Annotated in this window: 12 protein-coding genes; 4 read left to right on the top strand and 8 right to left on the bottom strand. The window is 64.1% G+C overall.

Going from position 1 to position 19,610, the window contains the following annotated elements; genetic code table 11:
- Positions 1-332: 332 nt before the first annotated feature.
- The 6 genes from EJ073_RS01525 to EJ073_RS01495 form a co-directional block, all read right to left on the bottom strand.
- Positions 333-2,771: an FAD-dependent oxidoreductase gene (locus tag EJ073_RS01525; protein WP_126054119.1), complete on the bottom strand. Its 2,439-nt coding sequence runs from the start codon at positions 2,769-2,771 to the stop codon at positions 333-335.
- Positions 2,772-2,961: 190 nt separating this feature from the next.
- On the bottom strand, positions 2,962-4,341 hold the full coding sequence (locus tag EJ073_RS01520) for an aspartate aminotransferase family protein (RefSeq protein ID WP_126054118.1): 1,380 nt from the start codon (positions 4,339-4,341) through the stop codon (positions 2,962-2,964).
- 241 nt (positions 4,342-4,582) lie between these two features.
- Complete coding sequence (locus EJ073_RS01510) at positions 4,583-6,676, bottom strand: prolyl oligopeptidase family protein (protein ID WP_126054116.1); 2,094 nt, start codon at positions 6,674-6,676, stop codon at positions 4,583-4,585.
- Between the two features lie 106 nt (positions 6,677-6,782).
- Positions 6,783-7,943 (bottom strand): MFS transporter, encoded by a 1,161-nt coding sequence (locus tag EJ073_RS01505; RefSeq protein ID WP_126054115.1) that lies wholly within the window; start codon positions 7,941-7,943, stop codon positions 6,783-6,785.
- A gap of 22 nt (positions 7,944-7,965) precedes the next feature.
- A complete protein-coding gene (locus tag EJ073_RS31935) occupies positions 7,966-8,136 on the bottom strand; it encodes a hypothetical protein (RefSeq protein ID WP_245455449.1) in 171 nt (56 codons plus the stop codon).
- Positions 8,137-8,244: 108 nt separating this feature from the next.
- Positions 8,245-10,152, bottom strand: a complete 1,908-nt coding sequence (locus tag EJ073_RS01495) for a phospholipase D-like domain-containing protein (protein WP_126054114.1) — start codon at positions 10,150-10,152, stop codon at positions 8,245-8,247.
- A gap of 203 nt (positions 10,153-10,355) precedes the next feature.
- Here EJ073_RS01495 and EJ073_RS01490 point away from each other — a divergent pair, with 203 nt between their 5' ends.
- The 4 genes from EJ073_RS01490 (at position 10,356) to EJ073_RS01475 (ending at position 17,566) form a co-directional block, all read left to right on the top strand.
- Positions 10,356-11,933, top strand: coding sequence for a trimethylamine methyltransferase family protein (locus tag EJ073_RS01490; RefSeq protein ID WP_126054113.1), 1,578 nt, complete (start codon positions 10,356-10,358; stop codon positions 11,931-11,933).
- Positions 11,934-12,019: 86 nt separating this feature from the next.
- On the top strand, positions 12,020-14,590 hold the full coding sequence (locus tag EJ073_RS01485) for an FAD-dependent oxidoreductase (RefSeq protein ID WP_126054112.1): 2,571 nt from the start codon (positions 12,020-12,022) through the stop codon (positions 14,588-14,590).
- A 191-nt stretch (positions 14,591-14,781) separates the two neighbouring features.
- Complete coding sequence (locus EJ073_RS01480) at positions 14,782-16,194, top strand: glycosyltransferase family 39 protein (protein WP_245455660.1); 1,413 nt, start codon at positions 14,782-14,784, stop codon at positions 16,192-16,194.
- A gap of 19 nt (positions 16,195-16,213) precedes the next feature.
- On the top strand, positions 16,214-17,566 hold the full coding sequence (locus EJ073_RS01475; protein WP_126054111.1) for a Xaa-Pro peptidase family protein: 1,353 nt from the start codon (positions 16,214-16,216) through the stop codon (positions 17,564-17,566).
- On the opposite strand, the gene EJ073_RS01470 is transcribed toward EJ073_RS01475, so the two are convergent.
- Together EJ073_RS01470 and EJ073_RS01465 are read right to left on the bottom strand one after the other, a co-directional pair.
- On the bottom strand, positions 17,555-18,358 hold the full coding sequence (locus tag EJ073_RS01470; protein WP_126054110.1) for a PhnD/SsuA/transferrin family substrate-binding protein: 804 nt from the start codon (positions 18,356-18,358) through the stop codon (positions 17,555-17,557). The genes EJ073_RS01475 and EJ073_RS01470 overlap by 12 nt on opposite strands.
- A 90-nt stretch (positions 18,359-18,448) precedes the next feature.
- On the bottom strand, positions 18,449-19,459 hold the full coding sequence (locus EJ073_RS01465) for a fatty acid desaturase (RefSeq protein ID WP_127420988.1): 1,011 nt from the start codon (positions 19,457-19,459) through the stop codon (positions 18,449-18,451).
- Positions 19,460-19,610 lie beyond the last annotated feature (151 nt).

The raw sequence follows: 19,610 nt of genomic DNA, 5'->3' as shown, positions 1-19,610 counted from the left end.
GAAACCGGCAAATTTAGATTTGCTTAAGGTCTCGATAACCGGCCGGTAACGATGTGCCTATAAAACGGACTGCGAGGCGGACATATCGCATCCGCCCGGCGCTCCGGATCAGGTCTCGCGTACCGGAGCCCGTAAGTTTCGCAAGTCGCTTGTAGCGAAACGCCATGCGTATCTGGCAAAGCCGCGTTCCCGATGGGACGCGGTTTTTGCGTTTTGCACCGCCTGTATTTCGATTGCCGCGGTCGGAATTAGCGCGTGGTCTTCGTTGCCAGAGCCCGGCGTACGGCGATCTTGGGATCGCCTATCAGTCCGACATTCCTGCCCGGGGATGCTTACATGCGCCCGCGCAGACCTTCCGGATCGTAGGGCGAGTCGGCAATCACCTTTGCCGAGCGGCGCTCGCCAAGGATTGAAACTTCCAGTTCGGTGCCGGGCGCGGCGAGTTCGAGAGGCAGCAGCGCAAGTGCGATGTCGTGACAAAAACTATAGGAATAGCCTGCCGAGGTGACATGGCCGACGAGCTCGCCATCGCGGTAAACACCCTCGAAGGCGAAAGCGCTGGCACCGTCGGTATCGATCGACAGAGTGGCGATCCGGCGTCCCGTCCCCTGCTTCTGTTTCGCGACCAGCGCCGCCCGGCCGATGAAGTCCCCCTTGTCGAGGCTGACGAAGCGGTCAAGACCGCTTTCCCAGGCCGACAGTTCGGGATTCATGTCGCGGTACATGGCCCGGTAGGACTTGTCGAGACGCAGGGACTCCAGTGCTTGAAGTCCAACCGGTCTGAGCCCGTGCGCCTCGCCCGACGCCAGAAGCGCGTCCAGCAGATGCCGCTGATAACAGAGCGGATGATAGAGCTCCCATCCCAGTTCGCCTGAGTAGTTGACGCGCAGCAGGCGCACGTCGCTGGCCAGGCCGACGGTCCCGGACCGCACGCTGAACCATGGGAAGGCCTCGTTGGAGAGATCGACTTCCGTCAGCGGCTGCAATACCTCCCGCGCCTTCGGTCCAACGATTGTGAAGCTGCCGCGATCGTCGGTGACATTGCGAAGCTGCACGTTGCCGCTCTGCGGCAGCAGCCGGCTCAAGTCGTCAAAATTGCAGCGCTCGGCGCGCGGCGTCGATATGAGGTAGAACAGACCGTTCTGCAGCCGCGCCACCACATACTCGGCCTGCACGCCACCGGCCCGCGTCAGGTGATGGGCAAGGGCGACACGACCGGGACGAGGCAGCTTGTTGGCAAGGATTCCGTCGAGCCAGGCCTCGGTGCCTGGGCCGCTGACCTCGAACTTGGTCATCGGCGTCATCTCGACCAGCCCCACGGCCTGACGGACGGCCTGGACTTCCTCGGCGACGTGGTTGCCTTTGGGGGTCCAGCGCCAGCCATAGATGTTTCGCGCTTCGACACCCGCGGGCGCGAACCAGCTCGGCATCTCCCAGCCGTTCAACACGTCCCATACCGCGCCGAGCTGGCTCAGGCGATCGTAGGACGGTGCCGTTTTCTGTGGTCGCGCCGCCGGCATGTCCTGGCCTGGATAGTGCTGTACCGCGTGCGTACCCCAGGCTTCCCTGACTTTTGCCCGGGTCCAGTTCTTGTTGGCATAGTGGCCAAAGCGGCGGGGATCGAGCTCCGCCGTATCGATGCTGTTGCCGCCCTCCACGATCCGCTCGGAAAGGTAATAGCCGATAGCTCCGCCCCAGAGGATGCCCCCTGGCACGCCTTCGGCGAGCCAGACATTCTCAAGGCCCCAGGCCTGTCCCATCAGCGGCAGTTCATCGGCCGTCATCTGGAAAGGTCCCCGCACATTCCGCTTGATGCCCGCGCGCCCCAGCGCGGGGACCAATTCGCTGGCACGCTCCCAGTTCCAGGAAACAGCGTCGAAATCCTCATCGAGCAAATCGGCGCCGAACCATTCCGGGACGCCGTTTTCGGCGAACAGCTTGAGCTGTTCCGTGCGCTCATAGGGACCGAACAGCAGCCCATCCCCCTCTTCGCGCAGATAGCCCTCGTAGCCCTCGTCCCTGAGGATCGGCATTTCCGGTAGGCCCAGCCGTTTGCGCTCCACAATCTCTGGAACCGCCTCGGTGATCCAGTACTGATGGACGATCGGGATCGCCGGAATGTCCAGACCCAGCATGGCGCCGGTCTGGCGCGCATAGTTGCCCGTAGCAAGGATGACGTGCTCGCAGAGGATGTCGCCGCGCGATGTGTTGACCTTCCACTCGCCGCCCGGCATCCGCTCGAACCCAACAACTTCGGTGTCGAGATGGACCTTCGCGCCGAGGTCGCGTGCGCCCTTGGCCATCGCCTGGGTGACATCCGCGGGTGCAATGTGGCCATCGTCGGGGTGGTAAAGGGCACCCAGCATGTCCTTGTTGTCGAGCAGCGGCCAGATCTCGCGCGCCTCCGCCGGCGATACGATCCGGGCCCGCAGACCCTGGACCTCAGCGACATCCATATAGCTCTTGTACTCGTCGAGCCGGTCGCGCGTGTTGGCAATGCGCAGCTGGCCGCATTTGTGCCAGCCGACACTCTGGCCCGTCTCGGCTTCCAGGCCCTCATAGATCTCAATCGACCTGGCGATCATGCGGCCGACGTTGCGGCTGCGCGCGTAGGACGGAATGAGCCCTGCGGCATGCCATGTCGAGCCGGCGGTAAGCTGCGTCCTCTCCAGCAATGCCACATCGGTCCAGCCGCGTTTCGCCAGGCCATAAAGAATGCCTGTGCCCACGCAGCCGCCACCGACCACGACCGCACGAAAGGAACTCACCATACACGCCTGCCCTTGCATGAAATTGCCGTTGGTTCACATGAACCCTGGCGCATACTGTCAGACGGCATCCGGCTTTTCAGCACATTTCCTGGGCTGGGACACGGCAGTACGGCCCGGCCGTTGGTCCACGATCGCGACTAACGCCCAAGAGAAGCCGGGCGCCGTCGCTGGCGACGCCCGGCTGTTTCGTTCAGCGCTTGCGCAAATCCGCTTCGGCGAGATCGAGTGCCCTGGCGATGCGGTCGCAGGCCATGTCGACCGTCTCGCGCGTCCAGATCAGCGGCGGCGACAGGATCATCGTGTCGCCGGTGGCGCGCAGCATCATGCCTTGGGCGATCGCATGGTCGCGCACGACGACGGCAGCACTTCCCGACGGCAGGTAACGCTCCTTCGTCGCCTTGTCCTTGACGATCTCGATCGCCCCCATCAGTCCGATCGAGCGCACCTCGCCGACCAGATTGTGCCCGGCGATGCGCTCCTGCAGCACCTGGGCGAAGTAGGGACCGGTGTCGTTCCTGACCCGCTCGACCAGGCCTTCGCGCTCGATGATCTCGAGGTTCTTCAGCGCCACGGCGCAGGCCACGGGGTGACCGGAATAGGTGTAGCCGTGATAGAACTCGCCGCCCTTCTCGACCAGCGTCGCACTGATGCGGTCGCCGACCAGCAGCGCCGACAGCGGCTGGTAGCCGGACGTCAGCGCCTTGGCCGTTGTGATGGTGTCGGGCTCGACGCCGAAGGTCTGCGCCGCGAACCATTCGCCGGTGCGGCCATAGCCGGTGATCACCTCGTCGAGCATCAGGAGCACGTCGTACTTGCGGCAGATGCGTTGCACTTCCGGCCAGTAGCTCAGCGGCGGGATCTTCACCCCGCCGGCACCCATCACCGGCTCGCCGATGAAGGCGGCCACCTTGTCGGCGCCGGCCTCGAGGATGGCGTCCTCGACGGCCTTGGCCGCGCGCAGGCCGAAATCATGGTCGCTTTCGCCGGGCAGCGCGAGTTCGTAGGCATAGGGCATCATCACATGGACGATGTTGGGAACGGCGCCGCCGAGCTGCTTGTGCATCGGCTCCATGCCGCCGAGCGAGGTGCCGGCAATGGTCGAACCGTGATAGCCCATCTTGCGCGAGATGACGCGGTTCTTCTCCGGCTTGCCCTCGAGCGCCCAGTAGTGACGGACGAGCCTGAGCGCCGTGTCGTTGGCCTCCGAGCCGGACGAGCCGTAGAACACTTGGCCGACGTGCTTCGGCGCCAGTTCCGCCAGCTTCTTCGACAACAGCACAGGCGTCGGCGTCGAGCATTTGAAGAAGGAGTTGTAGTAGGGCAGCTCCTTCATCTGGGCATAGCCGGCCTCGGCCAGCTCATTGCGGCCATAGCCGACATTGACGCACCACAGGCCGGCCATGCCGTCGAGGATCTCGGTGCCCTCGGCATCATAGATGAACGGCCCGTCGGCACGGGTGATGATGCGCGAGCCGATCTCGCGCAGTTCCTTGTGGTCGGTGAACGGGTGAAGGTGATGCGCGGCGTCGATCTGCTGAAGCTGCTTCAGCGAATAGTTCTGATAGGTCATGGATTTGATCTTTCCTCTGGAATCAATCCGGCAAATGCCGGGGCTGGATTCGTCAGAGACAGGCGGGCGGCGAATAGCCGATGCGGGCGCAAAGCCTGAGCAGCTCAGCACGAAGCGTGCGCGGTGACGGCGTCACCGCAACCCCGAAGGCGCCTGATGTCTTCGTGCAAGCCATGGCGGCACCTTAAGCCGCCCTTGGCCTTGAATTCAAGCCGTGGCAGGTTTTCGAAAGTGCATCGGATTATCCGAAAACCGGTTTCCCCTTTTCCGTCCGATGCTCCAGCGCCCGCTGCAGGAAGACATAGCGCATCGCCGTTTGCGCCGCTTGAGGACGACGATCGCCGCGCCCGCCATGTCCGCCTTCCGTTTCCTCGAAGAACAGCGTCCTGCCGTGGCCGGCCTCCTGCAGGCGCGCCGCCATCTTGCGGGCATGGCCGGGATGGACGCGGTCGTCCGCGGTTGAGGTCATCAGCAGAACCGGCGGATAGTCGCCACCCACTTTGACATGTTGATAGGGCGAGTAGGCCGCCAGCCATGCCGCCTCTTCCGGCTTCGAGGGATCGCCATATTCGGCGATCCACGAAGCCCCGGGCGGCAGTTCAGTGTAGCGCAGCATGTCGAGCAGCGGCACGTCGATGATGACGGCCCCGAACAGTTCCGGACGCTGGATCAGTGACGTGCCGGTCAGCAGGCCGCCGTTTGAGCCACCCTGGATCCCGAGCTGCGCCGCCGTCGTGATGCCGCGCTTGACGAGATCCTCTGCCACCGCGGCGAAATCGTCGAAGGCGTTCTGACGGTTACCCTTGAGCGCCGCCTGGTGCCAGGCCGGGCCGAACTCGCCGCCGCCGCGTATGTTGGCTTGCACATAGGCGTTGCCCTTCTCCAGCCAGAGCCGGCCGCGCACGCCGGCATAGCCCGGCAGAAGCGGCACCTCGAAGCCGCCATAGCCGTAGAGCAGCGTCGGCACCGGTCCGCCCTGGTCGCGCCGCCTGACCACGAAATAGGGGATCATCGTGCCATCGCTCGAGCGTGCCTCGAACTGTTCGGAGATGAAGGGCGAGGCATCGAAGCGCGCCGGCTGCGCCTTCACTGTCTTCAGCGTCTCGCCGTCGTCGTCCGACCAGATGATCGAGCTCGGCGTCAGGAAATCGGTGAAGGAGAACGAGACACTGGCGCCGAAATGCTCCGCATGGCTGATGCCAACATTGCCGTTTTCGGGCAGACCGACTGGCTTCAGCGACCAGCTTTTTCCCGTCCGGTCGCAAGCGACGACTTTACCGCGCACATTGTCCATCAGGTTGATGAACAGCCGCTGATCGGTGCGGGCCAACCCAGCGATCGAAACGCGAGGCGCCGGCGCGAGTACGGTTTCGACCGGTCCCAGCACGCTGGTGTCGATCCAACGTCCGAAATCCAGTGAGTAAAGCCCATCGGGCAGGCAGCGCGTGCCGTCCGGCGCCGTCCACGGGCTGCGCACGCCGAAGACGAGTTGTCCGTGGAAGATCGCGGTGTCGGTCGCGTCGTCTGGCAGCGGGATGCGTCGGTTCTCGCCGGAAGCGAGCCGCAGGAAGCTGTGCGAGGAGAAGAAGTCGATGGTGCGGGCCAGGAACAGATGCCGCCTGTTGCCGTCGATCTCGACCCCGCCGCCAGCCGCAAGATCCTGCTTGTCGGCCTCGAAGATCGGCGTGGCGTCTTCAAGCCTGGTGCCGCGCTTCCACAGCTTGACCACGCGCGGATAGCCGGACTGCGTCTTGTCGTCCTCCTCGAAGGCCGCCGAGACGATGACGGTGCCCTCGTCCAGCCAGGAAAAACCCGACTTCGAGGCGGGCGCACGAAAACCGCCTTCGACGAAGGACTTCGCGGCGATGTCGAATTCGCGCATTTCACTGGCATCGCCGCCGTCCGGCGACATGCTCACCAGGCAGCGGTTGAAATCCGGGTAAAGCCGGCTCGCACCGCTGAACACCCATTTGACGCCCTCTTTGGCCGAGAGCACGTCGAAATCGATGATCGTCTCCCATTCGGGCTTTTCGGTCTTGTAGGAAGCGACCGTCGTGCGGCGCCACAGGCCCAGCACGTTGGTCTTGTCCTGCCAGAAATTGTACACATGGCCGTTGATTGCCGCTCCGACCGGGATGTTGTCCTCGGCCGTCATCAGGTCGAGCGCGGTTTCGAACGAAGCCTGGTAGCCGGGATCCCCCTGCAATTCGACGACGGTGACCCCGTTCTGAGCGTGCACCCAGTCGAGCGCCTCCTTGCTGCTGCGGTCTTCCAGCCAGAGATAGGGATCGTGGGCGGCCGGTTCAGTCTGGCTCTTTGTCGTCGATTGGGTCACGCGCGATCTCCGAAGGCATTGTCAGGCGGTTTCGCCTACATCGCCTCACGGACGCCCACATTCAAGATGGCAACGACAGCTTGTCGCGACGAAAGCGGCCTTTCGTTCACACCACACGCCTGCGTAAAACGGTCGCCACCGCCAGCGCAGCGCAAATCGTGCCGAGCGTGATCGGCAGACCGGAGGCGCCGATCGCATCCATGACGCCGCCGGTGAGCGGCGGCACCAGGATGCCGCCGACGCCCCACATCAGCGAGAAGGCGGCATTGCCGGCGACCAGCGCCGAGCCCGTGAAGCGCTCGCCGAGTTCGATGATCGACATCGTATAGATGCCGTAGGAGACAGCCCCCCAGATGAACACGCAGGGCCAGATCAACGGCGTCTCGATGAGCAGCGGCAACAGCACGCAGCCGAGCACGGTGAGCGCCACGCACAGGAATCGCACCAGGCGCGCCGTCAGCCGTTCGGCCAGCAGGCCGAGCGGCACCTGCATGGCGATGTTGCCGGCGATCATCGCCGACAGCAGCGCCGACATGCTGGCCTCGGCAATGCCGTAGTGGGTGCCGTAGACCGGCAGCAGCGCCAGCACCGCCTGCTCGAAGCCGGCGGCCACGACCACGGCGGCGAGCAGCAGCCATGCCTTTGGCATGAAGCCCATCACCGAAACCTGGTGTCCGGCCTCGTCGACCTTGGGCAGGCGCCCGAGCACCAGCGCCAGGCAGCCGCCGCAGAAGACAAACGCGGAGATGCCGACCAGGAATGGCGGCCAGCCCTCGGTGCCGACCGCAAGCAGGCAGAGCGGACCTGTGGCGAAGCCGGCCGAAATGACAGTCGAATATACGCCCATGACGCGGCCGCGGCGCGACGGTGGCGCCAGCGCGATCACCCAGATTTCGCTGAGAACATAGAGCGGGTTGGTGACGACGCCGATCAGGAAGCGCAGCGGGAACCACAGATAGACGTTCTGCGTCCAGCCGACCAGCGCCAGCGCGAGCGCGGAAAGCGCGGCGCAGGTAAGTGCTGTCCGCCCTGGGCCGAAACGGCGCGCCAGCGCCGGGATCATCGGCGAGGACAGGATGAAGCCGATCGGCGTCATCGCCGCCGAAAGGCCGATCATCGCCGGCGAGATGCCCTGGCGCTGCAGGATGAAGCTGAGCAGCGGGTAGCTTAAACCTTGCGCTATGGCGAAGACCGAGACGGTCGCGATCACGCCGGTGATCGCCGCCCATTGCATTGTCTCGTCGCTGTTCGTTTCCGCAGCGCTCATGGCCATTCCTCCGCCGGCAGCCTTAGCGGTTCGGCTGAACAGCCGTAACCCCCTCGCCCGCGAAAACCGCTTGCTCCAGCCAAACCCTGTCAGGAACTTCGCGGCTGGCCGACCTGTAGAGCGCAACACCCACCAGCAGCGCATCGAGCCCGACGATCACCGCCGGCAGGCCAAGCGGGCCGATTGCCTGCATCAGCGCCCCGCCGCCGGGCGGGTCGACAATGCCGCCGGCGCCGACGTCAGCGAGAAGGCGGCATTGCCGGCCAACGGCCACTGCGCATGGAAGGCACGCGGACAAAGGCTACGGGAAATAGCGAGCGATCGCCCCCTTCTTGCCGTCGGCATAGGGCTTCAGCCACTTGTCGTCGATGGAAATCCCGTCGTCGGCCGAAGGCCCCTTTCCGATTGTCCGGCGCCAGGCGCGGAACTTGTAATGGTCGAAGACGTCGAGCATGTGCACCGCATAAGCGGCGGCAAAGGTTTTGTCGCCTTCGACGATGACCAGGTTCTCGTCATTTTCGTACGACGCCTTGTAGCCAAGGTTGTGGCTGCCGGTGATGACGGTGGCATTGTCCTCCATCGGATCGATGATGACGATCTTGTCGTGCACGATGGCGTGGCCAACGGTCAGCACCTCCGCCTGGAAATCGCGGGCGACTGTGGCGCCGGTCAGGTTTGCCGCCCTGACGATCGAGACGTTCGGCGCCTCCCAGACCTTCTCCGGATAGACGAAGGGCGACTTGCCGTCCTTGTTCGATTTGTGAGTCACCGGATCCTTGGTCGGCGCGACATAGTTGGGCATGGCGGTCTCGTCGCTGATCGCACCCTGCACGATCAGCTTCGGATCTGCATTCGCCGCCGCGACCGCCTGGTCAACGATCGAGTTCTCGCCGAGCCGCGACGGATTGAACACGAGGAAGAGCACCGCGCGCTTCGCCGCCTTGATGCGGGCGAAGACGTCCGCGAGGTCGACCGGGCGCACCGAGATATCCTTCTTGCTACGCTCGGGATCGTTCGGCGAAAACCACACCGTCATGCCGTCCAGCGGTGCCGAGGCGCCGTTCAGCGGGTTCGAAATGTGGTTTTCCGCGCGAAACGGCACGCCCTGCTTTTGCGCCACATGTCCGGCGGCACTTTCGCTCGCCGGCGGTGGGAAGACGTCGGCCTTCATGCGCTCCCAATAGGCATTGAACACTTCCGCAATCGCCGGGTCGTCGCGGATGAAGGCGTTGTTGGATTGCCCGCAGATGCCGGTCGAGGTCCAGTTGGTGCTGCCGGTCATCACCGCCTGTGGATTGCCCTGGGCATCGCGGTAGACGGCGAACTTGTTGTGGCCGATATGGTTGTTGTTGAACAGGCGGTCCGTCACCGTGACGCCAGCGTCGCGCAGGCGTTTCCTGAACGGCGCGTTACCGAAATCCCAGGCCTTCGTCTGGTCGTCTTTGCCCGAATTGGCAAGAATGACCTCGACGACATCCTTGGCGGCGACGATCGCGTCGCACAATTCGTCGTCGCCAAGCTCATAGAGCGCGAGCCTGACGGTGCCACCTTCGGCCTTGGCCCGCTTCATCAGGCTGGTCAGCACATCAGGCACATCTCCATGCAGATAGGCGCGTATCTTGCTCGCCGGGTTCTGCAGCTCCGCCCTGATCTTATCGCGCTGCCCGACCTTGATGCCGGCTTCCGCCAGTGCGCGCGACATCCACTGCGTCGACAAAACACCATTGGTGAAGGCGACCCGCGCCTTGCCGAACATCTGTCCGAGGAAGATCGGCGGGCTGACGGCGCCCTGGCCGAGATAGCCGAGCGGCCGCGGCGTTCCGGCATAGGCAGGTTTGCCGTCCACCACCTGGTCCGGACACACCGGCACCGGTTCGAGTCCCGGTTTCATGTCGCCAACCGGGCGCACGCGATAGGCGATCATCTCGCCTTCCGGCCTCAGATCGATGCTGTCGCGGCGCCGGCGCATCGTGAGGTCGCGCCAGAAGGTCTTCTGCACCGGCCAGACGCCGGTGTCCTGGGGTATCCACCTTGGATTGCGCTGTCCCTTGAACGGCACCCACGCCGCCAGGCAGCGCTCCTCCCCGGTGTCGGGATAGAGGCGGACGATCTCGAAGCCGAGGCAGCCCGGGATCATCCCGTCAATATCCCACGCCAGGAACGCGACCTCGTTGTTGGTCGCCGCACGCACTTTGATGACATCAGGCATCGCTACCCCCTCGAGATGCTCGGCGCACAAGTATAGCGGAAGTAAAAGACGGAACTGTAACAGGCTTCACGTTGCGGGACGGCAGGCGATCGGATGCCCTTCCGTCATGTCGCTTCCCTAATCCTAGTGGTCGCCGCCTCCTTACCGGCGGCATTGGCGGCGGTCCATTATGCCGCTCACTTTCGCATCCCATGAGGCTTTTCATGACCGCTGCCCTCCACCCCGCCGAACCGGCACTGGCAACCGATCGCGCCCGCCGTGGTGGCCGCGCGGGCAAGCGCGCCGGCGGCTCGGCTGCGTTCGAGCAGCCGCCCTTCCGGCAGCTGAGGAATCCGCTCACGCCGACCAGGCTGGTTTCCGACGACGAATTGGAATCGATCCACCTCGCTTCACTGCGGGTCTTGAAGGAGATCGGCGTCGACGTGCTGCATGACGAAGCGCGCCGCATCATGAAGGAACATGGAGCTGATGTGACCGCGGGCAGCGAGCGGGTGCGCTTCGACAGCGACCTAATCCTCGAATTGATCTCGCACTGCCCGTCGGAATTCACGCTGCATGCCCGCAACCCGGCGCACAATGTGCGCTTCGGCGGCAACAACGTGATCCTCTCGATGATGGCCTCGGCGCCCAACTGCTCCGATCTCGACCGCGGCCGCCGGCCGGGCAACCAGGCCGACTACCGCAACTTCCTGCGCCTGGCGCAGATGCACAACATCCTCAACTGCACCGGCGGCTATCCGGTCGAGCCGATCGACATCCACCCCTCGGTCCGGCACCTGGAATGCATCCGCGACCTCGCCATGCTGACCGACAAGGTGTTCCACGTCTATTCGCTCGGCAAGGAGCGCAATGTCGACGGCATCGAGATCGCCAGGATCGCGCGCGGCGTCAGCCATGAGCAGATGCTGGAAGAGCCTTCCGTCTTCACCATCATCAACACCAACTCGCCACTCAAGCTCGACGTGCCGATGATGGAAGGCATCATCCAGATGTCGAGCAAAGGCCAGGTCGTCATCGTCACGCCGTTCACGCTGTCGGGCGCGATGGCGCCTGTCACAATCGCCGGCGCGCTGGTGCAGCAGAATGCGGAAGCGCTATCAGGCATCGCGTTTGCGCAGATGGTGAAGACAGGCGCGCCGGTCGGCTATGGCGGCTTCACCTCCAATGTCGACATGAAGTCGGGCGCGCCGGCCTTCGGCACGCCCGAATACATGAAGGCGCAGCTCGTCGGCGGCCAGCTCGCCCGCCGCTACAACATCCCCTACCGCACCTCCAACACCTGCGCTGCCAACACGGTCGACGCACAGGCCGCCTACGAAAGCGTCTTTTCGCTGTGGGGCGCCATCCAGGGCGGCGGCAATCTGATGATGCACGGGGCCGGCTGGCTCGAGGGCGGCCTGCGCTGCTCCTACGAAAAGACCATCCTCGACATCGACCTGCTGCAGATGGTGGCCGAGTTCCTGACCCCGCTCGACCTGTCCGAGGACGCGCTCGGCTTCGACGCCATCCAGTCGGTCGGCCCGGGCGGCCACTTCTTCGGCACCCAGCACACGCAGGACCGCTACAAGACCGCCTTCTACTCGCCAATCCTCTCCGACTGGCGCAATTTCGAAAGCTGGACGGAAGCCGGTTCGCCAACGGCGCTCGAAAAGGCCAACCGGGTCTGGAAGGAGCGGCTGGCGTCCTACGAAGAACCCTATATGGACCCGGCGACCCGCGAAGAACTCAACGACTTCGTCGAGAAACGCCGCGCCGAAGGCGGCGCCCCGACCGATTTTTGATTTTCTGCGCGCCAATCGGTGCGCCGGTCAATGTCTGGCGGCGCGCCGAAACATGATTCAATCTCTTCAAACACGGACCTATCTTCATGAAATCTCACGTCAAAGCGGTTGTCATCGGCGGCGGTGTTGTTGGCTGCTCGGTGCTCTACCATCTGGCCAAGGCCGGCTGGACCGACATCATGCTGATCGAGCGTTCGGAACTGACCTCGGGCTCCTCCTGGCATGCGGCGGGCGGCTTTCACACGCTGAACGGCGACCCCAACGTCGCCAAGCTGCAGGCCTATACGGTGCAGCTCTACAAGGAGATCGAGGAGCTTTCCGGCCAGTCCTGCTCGCTGCACCTCACCGGCGGCGTGATGATGGCGGATACGCCTGAGCGCATGGACTTTCTGCGGCTCGCCCACGCCAAGGGCCGATATCTCGGCATGGACACCGAGCTGATCACGCCGTCGGAAGCCAAGGCGATGTTCCCGCTGATGGACGACAAGAACTTCGTCGGCGCCATGTGGGATCCGGTCGAAGGCCATCTCGACCCGTCCGGCACGACCATCGCCTATTCGAAGGCGGCGAAGAAGCTTGGCGCTGAGATCGTGCTGCGCAACCGTGTCGTCGACCTGACGCAGCAGCCGGACGGCACCTGGAACGTCGTTACCGAACAGGGCACGGTCCACGCCGAGCACGTCGTCAACTGCGGTGGCCTGTGGGCGCGCGAGATCGGCCGCATGGTCGGCGTCGAGCTGCCGGTGCTGGCGATGGAGCATATGTACCTGCTCACCGAGCCGATGCCGGAGGTCGAGGAGTTCAACAAGTCGACTGGCCGCGAGATGATCGGCGTGCTCGATTTCAAGGGCGAGATCTATACCCGCCAGGAGCGCAACGGCATCCTGCTCGGCACCTATGAAAAGGCCTGCAAGCCGTGGTCGCCGGTCAACACGCCCTGGGATTTCGGCCATGAACTCTTGCAGCCCGACATCGATCGCATCGCGCCGTCGCTGGAGATCGGCTTCAAGCATTTCCCCGGCATCGAGAAGGCCGGCATCAAGCAGATCATCAATGGCCCCTTCACCTTCGCGCTCGACGGCAACCCGCTGGTAGGCCCGGTGCAGGGCCTGACCAATTTCTGGTGCGCCTGCGCCGTGATGGCCGGCTTCAGCCAGGGCGGCGGCGTCGGCCTCGCGCTCTCCAACTGGATGGTGCATGGCGATCCGGGCTTCGACGTCTGGGGCATGGATGTGGCCCGCTTCGGCGAATGGGCGAGCCTGCGGTACACCAATGCCAAGGTGCGCGAGAATTATTCGCGCCGCTTCTCGATCCGCTTCCCGAACGAAGAGTTGCCCGCCGCCCGCCCCGCGCAGACGACGCCGCTCTACGACACCATGCTCGCCAACAACGCCGTCATGGGCGACTCGTGGGGCTTGGAAACCCCGCTCTGGTTCGCCCCGAAGGGTACCGAGCCCAAGGACATCGTCTCCTTCCATCGCTCCAACGACTTCGGCCCGATCGGCGAGGAGGTGCGCGCCACGCGTGAGAAGGTCGGCGTCACCGAGATCGCCAACTTCGCCAAATACGAAGTCTCCGGACCGTCAGCCGAGGAATTCCTCAACCGGCTGATGACCAACCGCATGCCGAAGGTTGGCCGCATCGTGCTGACCCCGATGGTCAACGAGTTCGGCAAGCTGATCGGCGACTTCACCATCGCCAAGTCAGGCGAGGACCGCTTCATGATCTGGGGCTCGTCGGCCGCGCAGAAATACCATATGCGCTGGTTCGAGAAGCACCTGCCGAAGGACGGCTCCGTGCGCATCCACCGCTTCGACCAGACACTGGTCGGCCTGTCGATCGCCGGGCCGAAATCTCGCGACCTGCTGCAGAAGCTGGTCGATGTCGACATCTCCACCAAGGCCTTCCGATTCATGGATTTCCGCGAGATGGCCGTCGGCGGCGCGCCCTGCCTGGTAAACCGCATCACCTATACTGGGGACCTCGGCTACGAGATCTGGATGGCGCCCGCCTATCAGCGCCTCGTCTACAAGGCGATCAAGGAAGCTGGCGAGGAGTTCGGCCTCGTCGATTTCGGCATGCGCGCCCTGCTGTCGATGCGCCTTGAAAAGAACTTCCCGACCTGGTTCCGCGAATTGCGCCCGATCTACGGCCCGTTCGAAGGCTCGATGGACCGCTTCATCAAGCTGGAGAAGAACGACTTCATCGGCCGCGAGGCGTCCGCCAAGGAGCTCGCCGAGGGGCCAAAACTGCGCCGGGTCTCCTTCATCGTCGATGCAGCGGATGCGGACGTGATGGGCGACGAGCCGATCTGGGCCAAGGTCAGCAAGGACTACGGTACGGTGGAAAAGCCACATGGCTATGGCGCGCCTCGCTTCGACACCACAGGCAAGGAAGTGCGCGGTTCGCAGGCTGCCGAAGGCGCCTCCGCAGTGCGCGGCATCGCCGATGGCGACTGGCGTGTGGTGGGCTGGGTCACTTCGGGCGGCTATGCGCACTATGTTCAGAAGTCGATGGCGCAGGGCTATGTGCCGGCGGCGTTGGCCGAGGACCAAAGCGCCGGTCTGTTCGAGATCGAGATACTCGGCCACCGCCGTCCGGCCCGCATCAATGTCGAACCGCCCTTCGACCCGAGCGGCGAGAAGATGCGCACTTAAAAGGGCGACAGCGCGTGTTGGATCGTGTAGGTGGCGTTTCGACCAAGCACGGTTCGAGCGGCCGCGATGGGAAGACGACGTCCTTGCAGCATCTAGAGAAATGGACCGACTGGCTTTGCGACGACAAGGCCGGTCCACTCAACGCCGCGCTCGCCTTTGCCGTCATATATTGCCTTGTCCAGGTCGTGGTGATGACGCTGTCGTCGCATTGGGCAGGCACTGGCGTCGGCGTCGATGAATCCGAGCAATTGATGGTGATGCGGGTCCTTGCGACTGGCTACGGCAGTTCGCAGCCACCGCTCTACACCTGGCTTGCCCACCTGACGGCCTCGCTGGTCGGAACCAACGTCCTCGCCCTGAAGATCGTGAAGTATGGTCTGCTGGCCGGAGGGCTCGCCTCATACTTCACCGCGGTACGTCGGCTAGGCTACTCGAGTCGCGCGGCCGCGGCCGCAATGTTCGGGCTGCTTCTGTTTCCACAGATCATCTGGGAAATGCAGCATGCCCTCACCCACTCGGTCGCCATATTCTGCTTTTCGTCGGTGCTGTTCCTGGCGCTGGTCGAGGTGTTGAAGCGGCGATCCCTCGCCGCCTATGTGCTGTTTGGCCTGGCAACTGCCGCGGCGATGCTCTCGAAATACAACAATGTCGTCTTTATCGCCGCGCTGTTTCTGGCGGCGCTGTCGCTGCGCGAAACCCGCGCGGCGATCTTCGACCGCCGCTTCCCGATCAGCATTATGGTGGCCATCCTTGCCTGTCTGCCGACATTCCACTGGAGCTTCGCGCATCTTGAAGACTTGCTGTTGCATAGCGACGGCTTCGGCGTTGCCGAGGGTGGCAGCGCGGCGGCGACTGCATCGCTCGGCGTGTTCGGGTTGGGCAAGGCGATACTCAACTTCGCCGGGCTTCCGATCGCCGTCTTCGCCGTTGCGTTCTTATTGGCAATCAGGAAATCCGCGCCATCGTCACAGCCCTGGCCGTGGCCCGAGACGCTGGTCTGGCGCGCGTTTGCTCTTGCCTTGCTGATCACGCTGGTGGTGGTGCTGGCGGGCGGCGTAACGCAATTTCGCGATCGTTGGATGCTTCCCGTTTTCGTTTTGCTGCCCGCCGCCCTCGCCATGCGTCTGGATGCCATCGGCGACAGGGGCAAGAAGACGCAAGCCACGATTGTCTTCGCCGGCGCCGTCCTCGCCATCCTCGTGCTGCCGGTAAGCTGGTACATGCAGGTGTACGGCGGAGACAGCCGCGGGCGCATCGTGCGGATGGACTATCATTCGCTGTACAGCCAGCTCATGTCCGACGGGCCGGTTCGCACTGTGATATCCAGCTGGTTCTGGGCCGGCAATTTGCGTCTTGTCGATCCCGATCTCGTCGTGCTCGACGACGAGATACCCGATTTCGCCCCGTCGATCCGCGAACCCGCCGTGCTTGTCCTGGCGGCGGACGACGGCGAGCCGAATTCGGTCATTTTCGACAGGATCGCCAACGCCGGCTATGCGATGGAGACCATCCATCGGCAGGTTGCGGTACCTCAGTTGCTCGGCGGTACGCCCACGACCCGCCAGCTCACGATAACCAGACTCTACAAGATCACGGCGCAATAGCGGCACCAGGAGAGCCCGCATGGAGACGCAACGCTTCGGCCGCCATCGCAAGATCATGCCGTTCGAACCGGATGCGGCCGGCTCCGTCGAGGCGTTGCGCGAAGCCTCCCGCCAGAAGGCGGCCTCGCTCAACCAGCATGTGCTGGGCTACGGGGCGTTCGCCGAGGCCGAGTGGCAGGCGGCCGGCATTGCCGCTCCCGATCTTGCGGCCATACGCGAATACCGGCTCGGCAGAATACGTGCCGAGTTGAAGCGGCGCGACTACGCCGGCGCGCTGCTCTACGATCCCGTCAACATCCGCTACGCGACCGACTCGACCAACATGCAGCTGTGGGTCGCGCACAATCCGACGCGCCACTGTTTCGTTGCCACCGAGGGACCGGTGGTGCTATTCGATTATTTCTCCTGCGAGCACCTGTCCGATCATTCCGGGGTCGTCGACGAGGTGCGGCCGGCGGTGTCGTGGATGTATCTCTACAGCGGCGAGCTGACGTCATTGAAGGTCCGCCGCTGGGCCGCAGGCATCGCCGATCTGGTTGCGCAACATGGCGGCGGCAACCACCGCATCGCGGTCGACCACATCAATCCGGAGGGCGCCGAGGAGCTAGCCCGCCTCGGCGTCAGTATCGGAAATGGCGAGGCAGTGATGGAGAGCGCGCGGCTGATCAAATCGCCGGACGAGATCCTCGCCATGCGCCGCTCGATCGTCGCCTGCGAGGCGGCGATGGGCGAGATGGAACGGGCGCTGAAACCAGGCATTTCCGAAAACGAGCTCTGGGCGGAGCTCCATCGCGGCAACATCGCGCGCGGCGGCGAATGGATCGAGACCAGGCTGCTGTCTTCCGGTCCGCGCACCAATCCGTGGTTCCAGGAGTGCTCGTCGCGCGTCATCAAGGAAGGCGATCTCGTCGCCTTCGACACCGATCTGATCGGCCCGTATGGCTTCTGTGCCGACCTCTCGCGCACCTGGCTCTGCGGCGACGGAAAACCGTCGGACGAGCAGCGCGATCTCTTCCGCATCGCCGCCGACCAGATCGCCCACAACACCGAACTGATGCGGCCGGGCATTTCCTTCCGCGAGCTCGTCGAGCGCGCGACGGTCCCGCCCGGCGACTGCTTCCCGACCCGCTACGGCGTGCTCTACCACGGCGTCGGCCTGGCGGACGAATATCCGACGCTGCCGCACGCCAGCGACTGGACCGAGGATACGCCGGACGGCGTGCTCGAACCCGGCATGGTGCTGTGCGTCGAAAGCTATATCGGCCGCCTGGGCGGACGCGAGGGTGTCAAGATCGAGGAGCAGATCCTGATCACCGAGACCGGCAACCCGCAGCTCTCGCGCTATCCCCTCGACGAGCGGCTACTGGGCTGAATCAGCGATCGCTTCGCGTAACGCCGCTACCGTCTCTGGCGGCGTGGCGCGGGCGGTGATGAACGGCAGGCCTTTGCGCCGCTTGGTCCAGCCAACGACCTTCACTTCTCGCGCGGCCGGCTCGAAGCGTTTGGCCAGCGCCCAGCTCTCGCAGTCGATCGCCGCGACATCGGCACTGCCCTCGGCAATGGCGACGATCGAGGAGCGATGCCCGCCGCTCTCGATCTGCGAAGCAAAAATGTCGAGGCTTTCGCCCATCGCCTCCAGGTCGCGCGTCAGCCCGAGCAGTCCGGACATGGAATCCGGATTGTTGAAGGCGAAGCGTTTGCCACGGATGAGATCGAGCGGGATCGAGGCGCTGCCATCAGCCGGCGATGCTACGAACGGCCCGCCGTCCGCCGGCATGACGATGGCGCTGGAATAGAGCTCGCCCTGCCCGCCCTCGATGGCATCGTAGCTCGGCTGGCCGATCACCTGGACGTGGCTCGCGAGCCCCAGTTCCATCGGCCCCCAACAGGTCTGCCCGAACAGCAGCGCCGGATGCAGCCAGAGCCCGTGGAAATCGAGGTCGCTCGCCGGCAGCGTCGCCGGATCGGGCGCGATGACCTTGCCGGCTGCGTCGCGGATGCCGCCGGGCACCGGCGGCAGGTCGCCATTGCCGCGGACGAGTATCTCCGGCGCGTCGATGCCCTTCTGCCTGATGGCTTCACGCAGCCGCGCCCATTGCGCATCGACCTCGCCCCTCGCCTCGGGCCAGTCATACATCGGCAAGGCCGCAACGAATTCGCTCATGCCTGGATTTGACCGCTGTTCTGGAAAACTGACAAGATCGCGGACGCGAGCCGCCCGCAGCATAGATGCCGCGTGGCGGCTATACCGGGATCATTCCTTCGGCGGCTCGGCCGGAACCGGCGCGCTGCCTAGCCCATTGACGTTGCGCGCCCGAACCCGCGGCTTGAATGCCCGGCCCGGCTCCGGCGCGCGCCGCAGCACCGGATGGACGATTGGCTCCTTCGCCTTGAAGGCATGCGCCTTGAGCAGCGCGAAATAGTTCGGGTAGGCATAGCCATTGTTCATCCGCAGCCACTCCTCGCGGCGGTCGCGGAACAGCTTCGGCAGTCTGTACCAGGCAACCGTCGGGCTCTTGTGATGAACGAAATGCAGATTGTTGTTGAGGAACAGGAAGGACAGCGGCGAGCGCTCGATGATCACCGTGCGCCCTTCCGGATGCTCCGACCACTGATGCTCGGCATAGGTGCGGATCGAAATCATCGACTGGCCGAGCCAAACCGGCACCAGGATGTAGAGCCACAGCGGAATGCCGAAGCCGAACGTCACGATCGGCACGACTACGGCAAGGCCGACGGCGTGCAGCAGCCATGCCTTGCGGATCGCCTTGTCGCCGGCAGCAATCTGCTTGGCGTCGTCGATGAAGAAACCGATCGACGACAGCCACGGACCGAGAATGAGCCGGCCTATCATCGTGTTGTTGACCTTCAGCAGGAATTTCATCGCCGGCGGCAACTCCTCATGCATCCAGAGCGCCTGATAATAGCTCTCCGGATCGTCAAGCGGATCAGTCAGCCGCTCGTCGGCATGGTGGCGAAGATGGATCGTCTTGAAGCGGCGGAACGGCCACACCACGCCGATCGGCAGGAAGACAAAGGCTTCATTGATCCGCGCATTGCGTGTCGGATGGCCGTGCAGCACTTCGTGCATCAGCGAGGATTGCAGCGCGGCGGTCAGGGCCAGGGCGCCGAGCGCCAGTATCGGATAGGATGGCCAGAGAAGGAAGCCGGTGGCGAGCCAGGTGCCGTAGCAGAAAAATGCCAAGAACACGGTCGGCCATTCGATAGCCGCTGCACTGCTACGTCTCTTAGTCATGCTTGCCATGCGATCGACCACTGCCCTCCAGTCGCCGGAACCACTTTGATTCCTGACAGCATTGTGTCAGGAGCCTGCCGTTGTCGCAACGCGACAAAGCGCACAAACTGTTGCGAGTGCGCATTTTCAGCCGCATATGTTATACATTGTAAACAAAACG

Source organism: Mesorhizobium sp. M4B.F.Ca.ET.058.02.1.1 (assembly GCF_003952505.1).
In the GTDB taxonomy this organism is placed as follows: Bacteria; Pseudomonadota; Alphaproteobacteria; order Rhizobiales; family Rhizobiaceae; genus Mesorhizobium.
This window is presented reverse-complemented; position numbering and strand designations above follow the sequence as displayed.